Annotated in this window: 17 protein-coding genes and 1 pseudogene; 9 read left to right on the forward strand and 9 right to left on the reverse strand. The window is 64.2% G+C overall.

The features are described from left to right. Window positions 1–137: 137 nt before the first annotated feature. The 3 genes and pseudogenes from DMX12_RS12905 (at window position 138) to DMX12_RS30310 (ending at window position 2980) form a co-directional block, all read left to right on the forward strand. Window positions 138–899 (forward strand): SDR family oxidoreductase, encoded by a 762-nt coding sequence (locus tag DMX12_RS12905; protein WP_110677930.1) that lies wholly within the window; start codon window positions 138–140, stop codon window positions 897–899. Window positions 900–1591: 692 nt separating this feature from the next. After that, window positions 1592–2071, forward strand: a pseudogene (locus DMX12_RS30305) (methyl-accepting chemotaxis protein); the annotation flags it as partial. A 204-nt stretch (window positions 2072–2275) separates the two neighbouring features. Continuing rightward, complete coding sequence (locus DMX12_RS30310; protein ID WP_371262779.1) at window positions 2276–2980, forward strand: methyl-accepting chemotaxis protein; 705 nt, start codon at window positions 2276–2278, stop codon at window positions 2978–2980. A 394-nt stretch (window positions 2981–3374) separates the two neighbouring features. On the opposite strand, the gene DMX12_RS12915 is transcribed toward DMX12_RS30310, so the two are convergent. Next, window positions 3375–4565, reverse strand: coding sequence for a benzoate/H(+) symporter BenE family transporter (locus DMX12_RS12915; protein WP_029887246.1), 1191 nt, complete (start codon window positions 4563–4565; stop codon window positions 3375–3377). A gap of 144 nt (window positions 4566–4709) precedes the next feature. Here DMX12_RS12915 and DMX12_RS12920 point away from each other — a divergent pair, with 144 nt between their 5' ends. Next, window positions 4710–5312, forward strand: a complete 603-nt coding sequence (locus tag DMX12_RS12920; RefSeq protein WP_110677934.1) for a glutathione S-transferase family protein — start codon at window positions 4710–4712, stop codon at window positions 5310–5312. A gap of 119 nt (window positions 5313–5431) precedes the next feature. Here the strand turns inward: DMX12_RS12920 and DMX12_RS12925 are convergent, their stop codons facing one another. From DMX12_RS12925 to DMX12_RS12945, 5 genes are all read right to left on the reverse strand, one after another. Next, window positions 5432–5803 (reverse strand): glutaredoxin, encoded by a 372-nt coding sequence (locus DMX12_RS12925; protein WP_110677936.1) that lies wholly within the window; start codon window positions 5801–5803, stop codon window positions 5432–5434. Window positions 5804–5862: 59 nt separating this feature from the next. Continuing rightward, window positions 5863–6408, reverse strand: coding sequence for a GTP cyclohydrolase I FolE (folE, locus tag DMX12_RS12930; RefSeq protein ID WP_054911867.1), 546 nt, complete (start codon window positions 6406–6408; stop codon window positions 5863–5865). Between the two features lie 69 nt (window positions 6409–6477). After that, complete coding sequence (locus DMX12_RS12935; RefSeq protein WP_009683235.1) at window positions 6478–7038, reverse strand: Smr/MutS family protein; 561 nt, start codon at window positions 7036–7038, stop codon at window positions 6478–6480. 66 nt (window positions 7039–7104) lie between these two features. Further along, window positions 7105–7425, reverse strand: a complete 321-nt coding sequence (locus DMX12_RS12940; protein ID WP_110677938.1) for a hypothetical protein — start codon at window positions 7423–7425, stop codon at window positions 7105–7107. 85 nt (window positions 7426–7510) lie between these two features. Next, complete coding sequence (locus DMX12_RS12945) at window positions 7511–8101, reverse strand: cysteine hydrolase family protein (protein WP_009683237.1); 591 nt, start codon at window positions 8099–8101, stop codon at window positions 7511–7513. 179 nt (window positions 8102–8280) lie between these two features. Between DMX12_RS12945 and prmB the strand changes: the two genes are divergently transcribed. Beyond that, window positions 8281–9189: a 50S ribosomal protein L3 N(5)-glutamine methyltransferase gene (gene prmB, locus DMX12_RS12950; RefSeq protein ID WP_009683238.1), complete on the forward strand. Its 909-nt coding sequence runs from the start codon at window positions 8281–8283 to the stop codon at window positions 9187–9189. Between the two features lie 107 nt (window positions 9190–9296). Here prmB and DMX12_RS12955 read toward each other — a convergent pair whose 3' ends face one another. After that, window positions 9297–10079: a hypothetical protein gene (locus tag DMX12_RS12955; RefSeq protein ID WP_009683239.1), complete on the reverse strand. Its 783-nt coding sequence runs from the start codon at window positions 10077–10079 to the stop codon at window positions 9297–9299. Window positions 10080–10142: 63 nt separating this feature from the next. Next, complete coding sequence (locus tag DMX12_RS12960; protein ID WP_110677940.1) at window positions 10143–11105, reverse strand: alpha/beta hydrolase; 963 nt, start codon at window positions 11103–11105, stop codon at window positions 10143–10145. A gap of 211 nt (window positions 11106–11316) precedes the next feature. Here DMX12_RS12960 and aroC point away from each other — a divergent pair, with 211 nt between their 5' ends. The 3 genes from aroC to DMX12_RS12975 all read left to right on the forward strand — a co-directional run bounded on the left by aroC (window position 11317) and on the right by DMX12_RS12975 (window position 14564). Then, the gene (aroC, locus tag DMX12_RS12965; RefSeq protein WP_110677942.1) at window positions 11317–12408 is read left to right on the forward strand and encodes a chorismate synthase; all 1092 of its coding nucleotides are present in this window, start codon (window positions 11317–11319) and stop codon (window positions 12406–12408) included. Between the two features lie 465 nt (window positions 12409–12873). Beyond that, entirely contained in the window at window positions 12874–14028 is a 1155-nt protein-coding gene (locus DMX12_RS12970; protein WP_110677944.1) for an MFS transporter, read from the forward strand. Continuing rightward, window positions 14028–14564 (forward strand): oxidase, encoded by a 537-nt coding sequence (locus DMX12_RS12975; protein ID WP_110677946.1) that lies wholly within the window; start codon window positions 14028–14030, stop codon window positions 14562–14564. Before DMX12_RS12970 ends, DMX12_RS12975 begins: the two co-directional genes overlap by 1 nt. Window positions 14565–14672: 108 nt before the next feature. Here DMX12_RS12975 and DMX12_RS12980 read toward each other — a convergent pair whose 3' ends face one another. Further along, window positions 14673–14945, reverse strand: coding sequence for a DUF3509 domain-containing protein (locus tag DMX12_RS12980; RefSeq protein ID WP_054890614.1), 273 nt, complete (start codon window positions 14943–14945; stop codon window positions 14673–14675). A gap of 266 nt (window positions 14946–15211) precedes the next feature. Here DMX12_RS12980 and DMX12_RS12990 point away from each other — a divergent pair, with 266 nt between their 5' ends. Further along, on the forward strand, window positions 15212–15736 hold the full coding sequence (locus DMX12_RS12990; protein ID WP_054881728.1) for an ankyrin repeat domain-containing protein: 525 nt from the start codon (window positions 15212–15214) through the stop codon (window positions 15734–15736). Window positions 15737–15782: the final 46 nt, after the last annotated feature.

Genomic DNA, 15782 nt, shown 5'->3' on the forward strand with positions numbered 1-15782 from the left:
ATCTACCCTGTTGATGAAGACAGGTCCTTAATATCACTGACAAGCATGGCAGCCCAAATGCTCATGTGATGATGCTGCCCCGCCAGCCAACGCCTGACTATGCTCTGAACCCCATCATACCGTCACAGGAGCGCGCGATGAGCATGACCTTTTCTGGCCAGGTAGCCCTGGTTACCGGCGCGGCGGCCGGCATTGGCCGGGCAACCGCCCTGGGGTTCGCCCAGCAGGGTTTGAAGGTGGTAGTGGCCGACCGCGACACGGTCGGCGGTGAAGCCACCGTAGCGCTTGTCCAGGCAGCGGGGGGCCAGGCGCTGTTCATTGCCTGCGACGTAACCCGTGACGCATCGGTGCGCCAGTTGCACGACGAGCTGATGGCGGCCTATGGCCGGCTCGACTACGCCTTCAACAACGCCGGTATCGAGATCGAGCAGCATCGCCTGGCCGATGGCAGCGAGGCCGAGTTCGACGCCATCATGGGCGTGAACGTGAAGGGGGTGTGGTTGTGCATGAAGTACCAGCTGCCGTTGCTGCTGGCCCAGGGCGGCGGGGTGATCGTCAATACCGCTTCGGTGGCAGGGCTGGGCGCGGCGCCGAAGATGAGCATCTACAGTGCCAGCAAGCATGCGGTCATCGGCCTGACCAAGTCGGCGGCCATCGAGTACGCCAAGAAGGGCATCCGCGTGAACGCCGTGTGCCCGGCGGTGATCGACACCGACATGTTCCGCCGTGCCTATGAAGCCGACCCGCGCAAGGCTGAATTCGCCGCGGCCATGCACCCGGTCGGGCGCATTGGCAAGGTGGAGGAAATTGCCAGTGCGGTGCTGTACTTGTGCAGCGACGGCGCGGCGTTCACCACTGGCCACTGCCTGACCGTGGACGGTGGGGCGACAGCGATCTGATGAAACCGACTTCAGCGCAGCTAAAAGCGACAAGACATAGCTATTTGACACTATTCTGACGTCAGGCCCTTGTTCAGCAGCAGGCAACGTTGCCAACCTTGGCCTTCGGGTTAACCTCGCAAGCACAAGGGGAATGGGCAATGGGCGCGAGCAAGCATGGTGTGCTGGCCAACCTGGGCATGGCCCGTAAACTGGGGCTGGGCTTTGCCCTGGTGCTGCTGCTGACACTGGCGGTTGCAGCCATTGGTGTTGCGGCGCTATACAGCGTGGGCCAGCGCTTCGACAGCTTGCGCCAGCTGGCCCAGTTCAATACCGACCTGCTGCGCTTGCGCCAGCACGAACAGGCATTTGCCCTGCGTTCCGACCTGAAACAGGCCGAGGCGCTGCGCAGCGGCCTCAAGGGCCTGGCCGAGCGCGCCCGTACCCTGCCGGCGCTGACGGCGGCAGAGTCCGACCTGGCGGCCTACGGCCAGGCATTCGAGGCCTTCGTGCAGGCGGTGCAGGCCAAGGAGCTGGCGCTGGACATGGCCAGCTGGTCGGTGTCCAGCGTGGCCAATAACCTGGATGTGCTGCAAGCCGGCCTAGCCGACGATGGCGTGTACACCCTCAAGCAGTCCCAAGGCCAGCAGGGCGGCGAGTTTCTCGAGCAAGCCGGGCAGGTGGCACAGGTGTCGCGGCTGATGCTGCAGGCCATGGACGAAGCGCGGGTGCGCCTGGAGCAAAGCCGCAAGGGCGAAGAGGGTGTCAGTAAAGAGCGCATTGCTCAAACCGTCGAGGCGGCCAGCCTGGTCGGCCAGCTGCAGGGCGCCGTTACCGATGCCGGTTACCAGAGCGTGCTGGGCGAAGTGGCGGGGCACATCGGCAGCTTCTCGGAAAAGCTCAACGAATACACCGACGAGTTGGCCCGTGAACAAGGGTTGAAGGACCAGTTGCAGGCCAGCGCCGAGCAGGTCACCGGGCGCGTCGACCAGGCCTACCTGGCGCAGGAGCAGGCCCTGCAGGGCGAGCTGCAGCGCAATGCCCTGGCCATTGGCCTGGCCACGGTGCTGGCGCTGCTGGCCGGCGTGCTGGCGGCCTGGTTGATTACCCGCGCGGTGGTTGGCCCGCTCAAGCATGTGATCGCCCGCGCCCAGCGCATTGCTGCGGGCGAGCTGGCGTTCGATGCCCAGGCGCCGCGGCGTGACGAAGTGGGGCAGTTGATGCAGGCCATGCAGCAGATGGCCGCGGGGCTGGCCGGTATTGTCAGTGGCTTGCAGCAGGGCATCGAGCAACTGGCAGGCAGTGCCCAGGCGCTGTCGGCGGTGACCGAACAGACCAACCGTGAGGTGGGCAGCCAGAAAGAGGAAACCGAACAGGTCGCCACCGCCATGCAACAGATGACCGCCACCGTGCACGATGTGGCGCGCAACGCCGAAGAAGCGGCCCAGGCGGCCGAGGCGGCAGACGCCAAGGTCGGCTCGGGTCAGCAGGTGGTGCGCCAGAGCATGCAGCGCATCGAACAACTGGCCGCTGCGGCGGAAACCGCCAGTGCCGGCATCGACAGCCTCAGTGCCGAAATCCATACCATTGGCGATGTGCTGGAAGTGATCAAGAGCGTGGCCGAGCAAACCAACCTGCTGGCGCTGAACGCCGCCATCGAAGCGGCACGGGCGGGTGAGCAGGGGCGCGGTTTTGCCGTGGTGGCCGATGAGGTGCGGGCGCTGGCCAAGCGTACCCGCCAGTCCACCGAGCAGATCGAGACCCTGGTGGCCAGCTTGCGCGGCAATGCGCAGCAGTCGGTGGCGCAGATCCGCGGCAGTGCCGAACTGGTGCGTATGGCGGTGGCTGACGCGTTGCACACCGAAAGTGCGCTGGGCAGCATTGCCGCGGCAGTGTCGTTGATTCAGCAGATGAACCAGCAGATCGCCGCTGCAGCCGAGCAGCAGAGTTCGGTTGCCGAAGAGATCAGCCGCAGCGTCACACAGATCCGCGGCAGTGCCGACCAGGCGGCCTTGGCCATGCAGGACAATGCCCGGTCAAGTGTGGAGCTGGCGCAGTTGGGCACCGACCTGAAGGGGATGGTGGGGCATTTCAGGTTGTAGCCCAGGGGGTTTCTGGCGATGGCATCAGGGTTGCCAGGTGCTCGCCGTAGCATCTTCAGCGCCTGTGAGATCGAGCGCCGCCCGCGCGGCGCATCGCGAGCTGCGCTCGCTCCTACGTTTGTTTCGGGCCAATTATTCCTGTGGGATTTGCGCGCGAACGCCTTGGCGCATGCCTCAAAATCGCGTCGTACTAACAAGGCGGCCGCGCGCATCTGGCACAGGGGTTACTGGCCCGAAACAAACGTAGGAGCGAGCGCAGCTCGCGATGCGCCGCGCGGGCGGCGCTCGATCTCACAGGCGCTGCATATCTTCTGACAAACACCTGTCAGCCCTGATGCAATCCCTGTGGGAGCTGGCTTGCCAGCGATAGGGCCGGTACAGGCATCAATAACCTTCAGGCCTTGCGCGGGTTAAGAATCACCAGGGCCAAAACCCCCGCCACAATCCCCCAGAACGCCGACCCGATCGAGAACAGGGTCAGCCCCGACGCCGTCACCATGAAGGTAATCACTGCCGCCTCACGCTCGCGCGCTTCGCTCATGGCAACCGTCAGCCCGTTCATGATCGAGCCAAACAGCGCCAGCGCCGCAATCGACAGCACCAGCTCTTTCGGCAACGCGGCAAACAGCGCTGCCAGGGTCGCCCCGAACACCCCGGCGATGCCGTAGAAAATCCCGCACCACACCGCTGCGGTGTAGCGTTTGCTGGGGTCTTCATGGGCATGCGGCCCAGTGCAGATGGCCGCGCTGATCGCCGCCAGGTTGACCCCGTGCGAGCCAAACGGCGCCAGCAGCAGCGAGGCAAAACCGGTAGCCGAGATCAGTGGCGAGGCCGGTACCTGGTAGCCGTCGGCGCGCAGCACGGCCACGCCAGGCATGTTCTGCGAAGTCATGGCCACCACGAACAGCGGAATGCCGATGCTGATGGTGGCGGCCAGCGAGAAGCTCGGCGTGGTCCACACCGGCTTGGCCACTTCCAGGTGGAAGCCGCTGAAGTCCAGCAGGCCCAGCGCGCCCGACAGTGCGGTACCCACCAGCAAGGCCGCCAGCACGCAGTAGCGCGGCGACAGCCGCTTGACCAGCAGGTAGCTGAAGAACATGCCCAACACCAGCAGGGTACGGTGCTGCGCCGCCACAAAAATTTCGCTGCCGATCTTGAACAGGATGCCCGCCAGCAACGCCGAAGCCAGCGACGCCGGAATGCGTTTGACCAGGCGCTCGAAGCTGCCGGTCAGCCCGCACACCAGCACCAGCACCGCGCAGGTGATGTAGGCGCCAATGGCCTCGCCATAGCTGACCCCGCCCAGGCTGGTGATCAGCAGCGCTGCGCCGGGGGTGGACCAGGCAATGGTGATGGGGGTGCGGTAGCGCAATGACAGGCCGATACTGCACACCGCCATGCCAATCGACAGCGCCCAGATCCACGACGAGATCTGCGCAGTGGTCAGCCCGGCCGCTTGGCCGGCCTGGAACATCAGCACCAGCGAGCTGGTATAACCGGTGAGCATGGCGATGAAGCCGGCGACCACCGCCGACGGGGCGCTGTCTGCCAGGGGCCGCAGGCGTGCGGAAGTGGCATTGGTCATGAACAAAGTCCTTGTAAAGGTGTAAGCAGTTTTTTCAGACTACAGCCAGCAAGGTGGATCCTTGCCATACAGCGGCCATTGCTTTTAGCCGTACAGTCGCCAACTATTGGGCGCAATTGCAAAACTGCTTTGCAGGGAGGGGCGATGTACAAGGTTTATGGCGACTACCAGTCGGGTAACTGCTACAAGGTCAAGTTGATGTTGAGCCTGCTGGGGCGGCCGTATGAATGGCACCCGGTGGACATTCTCAAGGGCGAGACCGAAACGCCGGCGTTTCTGGCGATGAACCCCAATGGCAAGGTGCCGGTGCTGGAGCTGGAAGACGGCACTTACCTGTGGGAGTCCAACGCCATTCTCAATTTCCTGGCCGATGGCAGTACATTCCTGCCCAGCGAGCCGCGCCTGCGCACCCAGGTGTTGCAGTGGCAGTTCTTCGAGCAGTACAGCCACGAGCCGTACATTGCCGTGGCGCGTTTTATCCAGTTTTACCTGGGGCTGCCAGATGAGCGTATGGAGGAATACAAAAAGCTGCACAAGGGCGGCTACAAGGCCTTGAGGGTGATGGAACGCCAGCTGCAGATGACCCCGTACCTGGTCGGTGAGCAGTATTCGATTGCCGATGTGGCGTTATATGCCTACACCCATGTGGCCCATCAGGGCGGGTTCGACCTGGCCGATTACCCTGCCGTTCGCGCCTGGCTGGCGCGGGTTGCCAGCCACCCGAGGCATGTGCCGATGGTGGGTTGACCGCTAACCTGTACCGGCCCCATCGCTGGCAAGCCAGCTCCCACAATCAATATGTTAGGTATTGTTGGGTGGGCGCTGGCTTGCCGGCGATAGGGCCAGTGCAGGAAAGCTGAAACCTGTCAGGCGGAAGCAAACCGCTCATCCAGGTAGGCAATGATGGCCTTGGACTCATACATCCAGGTCACCTTGCCCGCTTCTTCAATGCGCAGGCACGGCACTTTCACCCGGCCGCCACCTTCTTGCAGGGCCTGGCGGTGCGCCGAGTCGTTCTTGGCATCACGCAGCGCCACCGGTACGTTCAGGCGGTGCAGGGTGCGGCGGGTCTTGACGCAGAACGGGCAGGCATGGAACTGGTACAGCGCCAGGCCCTTGGCCGCCTGGTCGACGCGGGCCTGGGCGGCGGCGTCGCGCTTGCGCTTGGCCGGGCGGCTGATCCAGTCTGCGAACACGATGACGTGGCCGAGGCCAACCCGCAGGGCTTTGACGATCATGGGCAACTCCTGAAATGCAAAAGCCGACCTGCAAGGGTCGGCTCGGGGTCTGCAGCCAATTACTTGATCAGGCTGAGGAACTCGCTGCGGGTGGCGGCGTTGTCGCGGAATTCGCCCAGCATCACCGAGGTGATCATGGTCGAGTTCTGTTTTTCCACACCGCGCATCATCATGCACATGTGCTTGGCTTCGATCACCACGGCCACGCCGGCGGCACCGGTAACCTGCTGGATAGCCTCGGCCACCTGGCGGCTGAGGTTTTCCTGAATTTGCAGGCGGCGGGCGAACATGTCGACGATGCGCGCGACCTTCGACAGGCCCAGCACCTTGCCTTTGGGCAGGTAGGCCACGTGCGCCTTGCCGATGAACGGCAGCATGTGGTGTTCGCACATCGAATACAGCTCGATGTCCCGGACCAGTACCATTTCGCTGTTGTCAGAGCTGAACAACGCGTTGTTGGTCACTTCTTCCAGTGTTTGCTCATAACCGCGGCAAAGGTACTTCATCGCCTTTGCAGCCCGCTTGGGCGTGTCGAGCAGGCCCTCGCGGGAGACGTCCTCGCCAAGCTGGCTGAGGATCTCGGTGTAGTTCTGTTCCAGGGACATGGATCTACCTTGGGAAAAAATCGCAAAAACGAAGGTTACGGCGGCGCGCGCGGCGCTGCAAGCACGGCGTTACTCGTCGCGGCCTTCGAGCATGGTTCGCTTGAGCATCACATACACGGCACCGGTGCCGCCGTGGCGGGCACTGCACGAGGCAAAGCCGAGCACCTGCGGGTGCTGGCGCAGCCAGGTGTTGACGTGGCTTTTGATCATCGGCCGCTTGCCGTCCAGGCGCGCAGCCTTGCCATGGGTCACGCGCACGCAGCGCACTTCCAGCTTGGTGGCTTCGGCGATGAAGGCCCACAAGGTTTCGCGGGCCTTCTCCACGGTCATGCCATGCAGGTCGAGGCTGCCCTCGAACGGGATCTGCCCCAGTTTCAGCTTGCGCAGCTGGGTTTCCTGCACGCCGTCGCGGCGCCACATCAGTTCGTCTTCGGCGCCCACGTCGATCACGAACTGGTCAGACATACCATCGATGACCAGCGCCTTGTCACTGCGAACGGTCGCCGCCTGGCGCAGGCCGGCCAGCTGCTGGCGGTCGGCCTTGGGCTTGCCGACTTCGGCGCGGTCGTGGCGGATCGGCTTTACGCCGCGCACTTCGGCCTTGAACAGGGAAAAATCGTCGTCTTGCATGGTGCCTCCACGTGGGCGGCGTAGTTTACGCGACTGTGGGGGCTTTATGCAGCCAATACAAAACCCTCAATCATGCTTCTTCATCAGGTGCGGCGACAGGTTCAGCTCCCGCCCGCGCCGCAGGCGAATGCGGCTGTGCCGCCACAAGCGCACGCCCAGCCACAGCAGCAGCAAACCAGCCACGGTAACGATGCTGGACAACGCCTTGTTGGCGTTGAGGTCCTGCAGGGCAGGGTAGTTGCCGAGCAGGCCAGCGATGCCGGCCATGGCCAGCAGTACGCCCAGGGTCGCCAGCAGGGCGGACAGCCCGGCCGCCAGGCGGGCGCCCCAATTACGCGGTTGGCGCGGGCGCAGGCGCTTGGCGTCGAAACTGCCTTTGAGCTTCATCCCGCTCTCCTCTGTGGATATCCGGAATTCGACCTGCCGCCGCCCCTTGGGTTCCGCCCGGCTGCCGGGCGGTCGTGCCAAAGCCTCAGATCAGGCTGGCGGTTGGGGCCACGCAAGCGAAGTTGTCGGCCATCACGGCCATTTCGCACTGGTGGATCTGCGCGGCCGGTATGACCCCGTCCTTGAACGCCAGGTCGCGGGTCGCCGAAGCGTCTTCTACCAGTGTGCACCGGTAACCATAGTCTTTGGCGCGGCGCACGGTGGTGCTGACGCTGGAATGGCTCATGAAGCCGCACACGATCAGGTCCAGGTGCCCCAGCTCCTGCAGCGTTTCGTGCAGCTTGGTGTTCTTGAAGGCATTGGGCATGCGCTTTTCGATGACGATTTCGCCCTCCAGCGGCTCCAGCCCTGGAATGAACTGGCCAGCGGGCCCCTGTGGGTCGAAACGGCCACCCACCGTGCCCAAGTGGCGAACATGGATGATCGGACGGCCGCTTTTGCGCGCGGCGTCGAGCAACCTGGCGATGTTGGCCACGGCCTCGTCCATGCCCGACAACTGCAGGGGCCCACTGAGGTACTCCTTTTGCGCATCGATGATGATCAGGCTGGCGTGGCTCAGCTTGGCCGGCGGGTAATCGCGGCCAGTGAGGCGGAACATCGTGGTTGGAACGGACATCAAGGGCTCCTTGGTAGGGCTTTTGTGCACCTATTCTCCCCTGCATTGGCGCCAATGGGAATGGTTGACAACGCAAGTGGCATGGTTACTGGCCTGTGGCTAGCCCGGCAACCATGCGATGGAACAAATCTGTGCCCCAGGCTGTTAGACTTTTGTCCGTTCTGAATTAGGAGTACCCCGTGATCACATCCCGCCTGCGCACCCTGCGCGACTACATCCGCTGGGCAGTCAGCCGCTTCCATGAGCATGACCTGTTCTTCGGCCATGGTGCCGACAATGCCTGGGACGAAGCCCGTCTGCTGGTGCTGGGTGCGGTGCACCTGCCATGGGAGGTGGCCGACAGCTACCTGGACTGCATGCTCGAAGACGACGAGCGGGTGCGCCTGCAGCACCTGCTCAAGCGCCGTATCGAAGAGCGCGTGCCAACTGCCTACCTGTTGGGCGAGGCCTGGTTCTGCGGCATGTCGTTCATTGTCGACGAGCGCGTGCTGGTGCCGCGCTCACCCATTGGCGAGCTGATCGAAAAGCGCTTCGAGCCGTGGTTGGCCAACGAGCCGGCACGCATTCTGGACCTGTGCACCGGTTCGGGCTGCATCGGCATCGTCGCCGCCGACGTGTTCCCCGAGGCCGAAGTGGTGCTGGCCGACCTGTCGTTCCAGGCCCTCGAAGTGGCCAACCAGAACATCGAGCGCCACGGCCTGGACGCCCGCGTGTACACCGTACAGGGCGACGGTTTTGCCGGCTTGCCGGGGCAGCGCTTCGACTTGATCCTGTCCAACCCACCGTATGTCGACGCCGAGGACTTCGACGACATGCCGGCCGAGTACCACCACGAGCCGGAGCTGGGCCTGGCCTGTGGCAATGATGGCCTGGACCTGGTGCGGCGCATGCTGGCCGAAGCGGCCGACCACCTCACCGAAAAAGGCTTGCTGATCGTCGAAGTGGGCAACAGCCAGGTGCATGTGGAGGCGCTGTACCCCGAGGTGGACTTTGCCTGGCTGGAGTTCGAGCGCGGCGGGCATGGGGTGTTCATGCTGACCGCTGAGCAGTGCCGCCAGCATCAGGAGCTGTTCAAGGGCCGCGTCTGATTCCGAACGGGGCTGCTTTGCAGCCCATTCGCGGGCACGCCCGCTCCCACAGGTATATCACCGGTCCTTGTGGGAGCGGGCAAGCCCGCGAAACAGGCAACGCGGTCTTAACGGGTTGCAATCCAGATCAGCAGCCCCGCCTGAAACACCGCAAACGCCACCAGGCACGTAATGGTAAAGCGCAGCCCGCCATCTTCACGCTGGTACTTGGCCACCCGCTCATCACGCTCGCGCAGCTGTGCGTCTTTTTCCTGCAACTGCTGGTCTGCCTGCTGCAGCAAACTGGCCGCATCGAGGATAGCCACCCGTTGCAGCCGTTCATTGCTCCAGGCTGCTTTCAACTGCCCCACAGGCATTTCCACGGTGCGGCCTTTCAGGTGTTGGGCGTCTTCGTACTCCACCTCGATGCCCACCCCACGCAGGCAGTGGTCACGGCGCAGGCGTGAGTCTTCGTTCAGCGCGTCCTTGTTCGGCAAGGGCATGCCCTCGACCTGGTAATGCGACCACTTGCGCTGCAGCCACTGCGCGGCCTGGGCCAGCAGGAAGCGGCCGATGCCGCGGTTGACCGGCTCCAGCTGCAAGCCCTGGGCGTTGCCGATACGCACCCGGCGTTCGGCATGGTCCACGCGGATGTCCAGGCGGTTCTGTTCCTTGTGTACCTTCTGCCCAGGCAGCTGGATCTCCATGCGCAGCAGGCTGTGGGCCTTGTCATGGCGCTCGGCATAGCCGAACTGCACAAAGCGCAGCGGCCGGGCGCCGGTGCTGCGGTCGGTGGGCAGCGCGGCCAGGCGCAATAGCTGGAAGTGTTCGACCGGCAGGTCGGCCCAGGGCTGGGCGGGGTTGTCCTGGGGCTCTTCGGCCGGCTCTGCGGCGGCGGGGGCAATGGTCATCGGGCTGGTCCTCGGCTATGCCTGCTGTATCGGCAGGCAGACCGCAGACCTGAGGGCGTTGCCTCAGGCCGAAGGCAAATGCTGGATGAAGGTCACGATTCGCTCACCCAGTTCGCGGGCCAGGGGCAACTCAGGGTTAAGGTAGCTGTCGCGTTGCTGGCTCATGTCTTTGGGGCTGATACGCAGCATGTGGTTCATGCCGTCGATCAACACCAACTGCGCATCCGGCTTGGCTGCCTTGAGCCGTTCGGCGTCGGCCACGTCCACCTGCACATCGTTGCGCCCCTGCACGATCAGCGCCGGCATCGGCAGGCGGGCGAAGGCGGCGGCGGGGTTTTGCCGGAACAGGGTAATCAGGTAGGGCTGCACACTCGGGCGGAACACCTGGCGCAGCGGTGCCGGCACGTCCAGGCTGGTTTGCCCGGCCTGCAGGCGGTCGAGCAGGGCGCTGCCACCGGCCAACTGCGCCGGCGGCAGGCGCTGGGCCAGCTGCTCGCGCAACACGTCGGCCATTGGCCGGCCGCTGCCGGCCAGGGTAATCACGGCGCTGGCCCCGGCCTGTTCGGCGGCCAGGCTGGCAATCAGCGCACCTTCACTGTGGCCGATCAGGATCAGCGGGCCAAAGCGCGGGTCGGCCTTGAGCTTGTGGCTCCAGGCGACCACGTCGGCCACATAGCGCTCCACGCTCAGGTCCCGCTCATCGGGTGCGGCAGGCTGGCTGGCAGCCACGCCACGCTTGTCGTAGCGCACGCTGGCAATGTGTTCGTTGGCCAGCAGCAGGGCTAGGCGCTTGAGGTTGTCGACCCTGCCCGAGGCCGGGTTGTTGCCGTCACGGTCGGTAGGGCCAGAGCCGGCAATGATCAGCACCACCGGCGGCGGTGTGGCTTGCTGCGGCAGCAGCAAACTGCCGTGCAGCACGCCCTGGCCGGTGTCGAGGTCGATGGGACGTTGCAGCACGGTGGGGGCGGCGGCCTGGGCCAGGCCGGTACACAGCAAGAAGAACAAGGCGACAAGGCGCGACATCATGCGGTACTACATGGGGAGATGTGGGTTTGACCCAATGTTTTGGGGAAGGTTCTGGGGGCTTGGCAGGTTTGGCCTCTTCGCGGGCATGCCCGCTCCCACAGGGGGCGATATCTGTTGGAGCGGGCGTGCCCGCGAAAGGGCCAGCACAGGCGATCAAACCATCTGTATACTGCCGCTTTCGTCCATTTCAGGCAGATCTCGCGGAGCGTCCATGTCCGGCAATACCTACGGCAAGCTGTTCACTGTCACCACCGCTGGCGAAAGCCACGGCCCGGCGTTGGTCGCCATTGTCGACGGGTGCCCACCGGGCCTGGAAATTTCCCTCGCCGACCTGCAGCACGACCTGGACCGGCGCAAGCCCGGCACCAGCCGGCACACCACCCAGCGCCAGGAAGCCGACGAGGTGGAAATTCTGTCCGGCGTATTCGAAGGGCGCACCACCGGTTGCTCGATCGGCCTGTTGATCCGCAACACCGACCAGAAGTCCAAGGACTACTCCGCTATCAAGGACCTGTTCCGCCCGGCCCACGCCGACTACACCTACCACCACAAGTACGGCCTGCGCGATTACCGCGGCGGCGGCCGCAGCTCGGCCCGCGAAACCGCCATGCGCGTGGCCGCCGGTGCCATCGCCAAGAAGTTCCTGGCCAGCCAGGGCATCACCGTGCGCGGCTACATGAGCCAACTGGGGCCGATCGAAATCCCGTTCAAAACCTGGGAATCGGTGGAGCAGAACGCCTTCTTCAGCCCCGACCCAGACAAGGTGCCGGAGCTGGAGGCGTACATGGACCAACTGCGCCGTGACCAGGATTCGGTGGGCGCCAAGATCACCGTGGTTGCCGAAGGCGTGATGCCTGGCCTGGGCGAGCCGATTTTCGACCGCCTCGACGCCGAACTGGCCCACGCGCTGATGAGCATCAACGCGGTCAAGGGCGTTGAAATCGGCGCCGGTTTCGCCAGCGTGGCCCAGCGGGGCACCGAGCACCGTGACGAGCTGACCCCTGAGGGCTTCCTCAGCAACAATGCCGGCGGCATTCTGGGTGGCATTTCCTCGGGGCAGCCCATCGTGGCCCACCTGGCGCTGAAGCCGACGTCCAGCATCACCATCCCGGGGCGTTCCATCGACGTGGATGGCAACCCGGTCGAGGTGATCACCAAGGGCCGCCACGACCCGTGCGTGGGTATTCGTGCCACGCCGATCGCCGAGGCGATGATGGCCATCGCCCTGATGGACCACCTGCTGCGCCACCGTGCACAAAATGCCGATGTGCAGGTGACTACCCCGGTGCTGGGCCAGCGCTGATCTGCCTGCACCGGCCCCATCGCTGGCAAGCCAGCTCCCACGGGGTCACCACAAACCAGTACATTGTGGGCCGGCTGTGGGAGATTCTATGGTTTTTGGCAAGGGTAGCCGCAGTATCTTCAGCGCCTGTGAGATCGAGCGCCGCCCGCGCGGCGCATCGCGAGCTGCGCTCGCTCCTACGTTTGTTTCGGGCCAGTAACCCCTGTGCCGGGTGCGCGCGACCGCCTTGTTTGTACGGCGCGATATTGAGGTATGCGCCAAGGTGTTCGCGCACAAATCCCACAGGCATAATTGGCCCGAAACAAACGTAGGAGCGAGCGCAGCTCGCGATGCGCCGCGCGGGCGGCGCTCGCTCTCACAGGCGCTGCATATCTTCTGACAAACACCTGTCAGCCCTGATGCGATCCCTGTGGGAGCTGGCTTGCCAGCGATAGGGCCGCTACAGGCCCCCAACAAGGCCACCCCATGCACCCCATCCCTTACTGGCGCCTGTCCAGCTTCTACCTGTTCTATTTCGCTCTGCTCGGTTCCACCGCGCCGTTCCTGGCCCTGTACTTCGACCACCTGGGCTTTAGCCCGCCGCGCATCGGCGAGCTGGTGGCCATCCCTATGCTGATGCGCTGCATTGCCCCCAACCTGTGGGGCTGGCTGGGCGACCGCAGTGGTCAGCGCCTGCTGATCGTGCGCCTGGGTGCGCTGTGCACGCTGGCCAGCTTCTCCCTGGTGTTCTTCGGCAAAAGCTACGCCTGGCTGGCGCTGGTAATGGCCCTGCATGCGTTCTTCTGGCACGCGGTACTGCCGCAATTCGAGGTCATCACCCTGGCCCACCTGCATGGGCAAACGGCACGCTACAGCCAGGTGCGCCTGTGGGGCTCGATCGGCTTCATCCTCACCGTGGTGGGGTTGGGTCGTGTATTCGAGTGGCTGAGCCTGGACATCTACCCGCTGGCGCTGGTCATCATCATGGGCGGTATCGTCGCCGCCAGCCTGTGGGTGCCCAATGCCCAGCCGGTGGAGCAGGGCGAGCGCAGCGCTGCCGGCGGCTTCCTGCGCCAACTGCGTGCGCCCGGTGTGATCGCCTTCTATGCCTGCGTGGCGCTGATGCAGCTCAGCCACGGCCCGTACTACACCTTCCTTACCCTGCACCTGGAACACCTGGGCTACAGCCGTGGCGCCATCGGTTTGCTGTGGGCACTGGGGGTGGTGGCCGAGGTGTTGATGTTCATGTGCATGAGCCGCCTGTTCGCCCGTTTCAGCGTGCAACGTGTGTTGCTGGCCAGTTTCCTGCTGGCCGGCGTGCGCTGGCTGCTGTTGGGCAATTTGGCGGCCGAGCCGGCGGTGCTGGTTTTCGCCCAACTGCTGCATGCGGCCACGTTTGGCTGTTTCCACGCCGCCAGCATCGCGTTCGTGCAGGCCAGCTTCGGCGCTCGCCAGCAGGGCCAGGGCCAGGCCTTCTACGCCGCGCTGTCGGGTACCGGCGGCGCGTTGGGGGCGTTGTATTCGGGTTACAGCTGGAAACTGCTGGGGCCCAGCTTCACCTTTGGTATGGCCAGTGCCGCAGCCTTGGCTGCAGCCGTTATCATTGGCCTTTGTTCGCAACCGACCAGGACCCGCCCCTGATGAGCATTCTCAGCGTTTTCCACACCGCCAGCCCGGCATTGCCGCACAAGGTGTTGACCCACCACGATGACATCGCCGCAACCCTGGCTGAACACGGCGTGCGTTTAGAACATGCCGAACCTGGCGTACGGGTGCGCCCAGGCACTGCGCATGACGAGGTGTTGGCGGCGTGCCGCGCGTACCTCGACCAGCTGATGACCGCGCAGGGCAGCAAGGCATTCGTACTGCTCAACCGTGACGGCCAGGACCCCGCGCAGGTTGATGTGCGCGATGAACACGTGCATGACGCCGACGAGGTTTTCGCCGTGATCAGCGGGCGCGCGCAGGTGGGGCTGCGGGTGGGCGAGTGGGTGTATTCGGTGTTGTGCGAGAAGGGGGATCAATTGCACGTGCCGGCTGGCACGCGGCGCTGGGTGGAGCTGGGTGAGGCGCCGTTCTGCCTGGCCTTGCGTTTGTATGGCAGCGAGCAGGGTGTGCAGGCGAGATTTACCGGGGATGTGAGTGCGCGGGCATTTCTGGGCATTGACGAGTTGTAATGCCTGCACCGGCCTCTTCGCGGGTAAACCCGCTCCTACACATGGCATCACGCATTCAGTGTAGGAGCGGGTTTACCCGCGAAGAGGGCCGTTCAGGCTCCACAGCACTCAGCGGTAGGTCGGCAAGGCAAACCGTTGCTGGCTCTGCAGCATCGAGATCACCGGCAGCTCACTGGCCTGTTCAGCCAGGTCACGGCGGATGGCACTGATGGCCCACGACAGCTGCTCGGCGCTGTGCATTTGCCCATAGGTCAGTACGCGTCGGGTCACTTTGCCATCAGCCGCACGCAGGGTCAGCAGCACGCCGCCGTCCGGGCGAGCCTGGGTGGTCACTTCGTAGGCCGAAAATACCGAGACGAATTTTTGCTGAATAAGGTCCATAGCAACTCCTGGCTGATGTGTGGCAGACATGAGTAGGTAGTTGCAGTGACCGTGCCAGAATCTGAATTCATGAAAATTCCTTTAAATTCAGTGGCTTACAACGCTTTTGCAGAAGCGCTTCCGTGCAGCTTGCAAGGTCGTGCATTTTGCACAGTGCAATTTGCACGAAGCGGGCGGTAGCTATCGGCGCAATAGAATATGAACCTTTGACCGCAATTGCGTGCCTGACAAACACTTGGGCAATCATTTACGCAAGGAGGTTCCCGATGACCAGCCAAGCCGCACACGCCACCATGACCGATGACGAAACCGCAGCCTTTGCCGAGCAGGTGTTCGAACGGGCCCGCCAGGGCGATGCCGAGATGCTCGAGCGCTTGCTCGCCAGCGGCCTGCCGGCCAACCTGCGTAACCACAAAGGAGACACCCTGGTCATGCTGGCCAGCTACCACGGTCACCATGACGCAGTGCGTGTGCTGCTTGCCCACGGCGCCGACCCGCTGATTGCCAACGACAACGGCCAGTTGCCGATAGCCGGTGCCGCCTTCAAGGGTGACCTGGCAATGATCCGCCTGTTGCTCGAGCACGGCGTGCCGGTAGACGCAGCGGCCCAGGATGGGCGCACGGCGCTGATGCTGGCGGCCATGTTCAACCGCTGCGAGATCCTCGATTACCTGTTGGCCGAGGGCGCCGACCCGGCGCGCCAGGACGCCCGCGGGGCCACCGCGCTGATGGCCGCGCGCACCATGGGCGCGGTGGATACCGCAGCACGCCTGCAAGTGCAGGCCGGCTAACGGCCTGGGGGCATTTGCGGCTATCCTTGGCGACTTTCACCCGCCG

Source organism: Pseudomonas sp. MB-090624 (assembly GCF_003205245.1).
GTDB lineage: Bacteria > Pseudomonadota > Gammaproteobacteria > Pseudomonadales > Pseudomonadaceae > Aquipseudomonas > Aquipseudomonas juntendi.

Coding starts and splice junctions, on each gene's coding strand:
- DMX12_RS12975 (WP_110677946.1), top strand. CDS start 14,028: ATGAGCATTCTCAGCGTTTTCCACACCGCCAGCCCGGCATTGCCGCAC.
- DMX12_RS12915 (WP_029887246.1), bottom strand. CDS start 4,565: ATGACCAATGCCACTTCCGCACGCCTGCGGCCCCTGGCAGACAGCGCC.
- DMX12_RS12940 (WP_110677938.1), bottom strand. CDS start 7,425: ATGAAGCTCAAAGGCAGTTTCGACGCCAAGCGCCTGCGCCCGCGCCAA.
- DMX12_RS12970 (WP_110677944.1), top strand. CDS start 12,874: ATGCACCCCATCCCTTACTGGCGCCTGTCCAGCTTCTACCTGTTCTAT.
- aroC (WP_110677942.1), top strand. CDS start 11,317: ATGTCCGGCAATACCTACGGCAAGCTGTTCACTGTCACCACCGCTGGC.
- DMX12_RS30310 (WP_371262779.1), top strand. CDS start 2,276: ATGACCGCCACCGTGCACGATGTGGCGCGCAACGCCGAAGAAGCGGCC.
- DMX12_RS12920 (WP_110677934.1), top strand. CDS start 4,710: ATGTACAAGGTTTATGGCGACTACCAGTCGGGTAACTGCTACAAGGTC.
- DMX12_RS12955 (WP_009683239.1), bottom strand. CDS start 10,079: ATGACCATTGCCCCCGCCGCCGCAGAGCCGGCCGAAGAGCCCCAGGAC.
- DMX12_RS12945 (WP_009683237.1), bottom strand. CDS start 8,101: ATGTCCGTTCCAACCACGATGTTCCGCCTCACTGGCCGCGATTACCCG.
- folE (WP_054911867.1), bottom strand. CDS start 6,408: ATGTCCCTGGAACAGAACTACACCGAGATCCTCAGCCAGCTTGGCGAG.
- DMX12_RS12990 (WP_054881728.1), top strand. CDS start 15,212: ATGACCAGCCAAGCCGCACACGCCACCATGACCGATGACGAAACCGCA.
- DMX12_RS12925 (WP_110677936.1), bottom strand. CDS start 5,803: ATGATCGTCAAAGCCCTGCGGGTTGGCCTCGGCCACGTCATCGTGTTC.
- DMX12_RS12935 (WP_009683235.1), bottom strand. CDS start 7,038: ATGCAAGACGACGATTTTTCCCTGTTCAAGGCCGAAGTGCGCGGCGTA.
- DMX12_RS12960 (WP_110677940.1), bottom strand. CDS start 11,105: ATGATGTCGCGCCTTGTCGCCTTGTTCTTCTTGCTGTGTACCGGCCTG.
- DMX12_RS12980 (WP_054890614.1), bottom strand. CDS start 14,945: ATGGACCTTATTCAGCAAAAATTCGTCTCGGTATTTTCGGCCTACGAA.
- DMX12_RS12905 (WP_110677930.1), top strand. CDS start 138: ATGAGCATGACCTTTTCTGGCCAGGTAGCCCTGGTTACCGGCGCGGCG.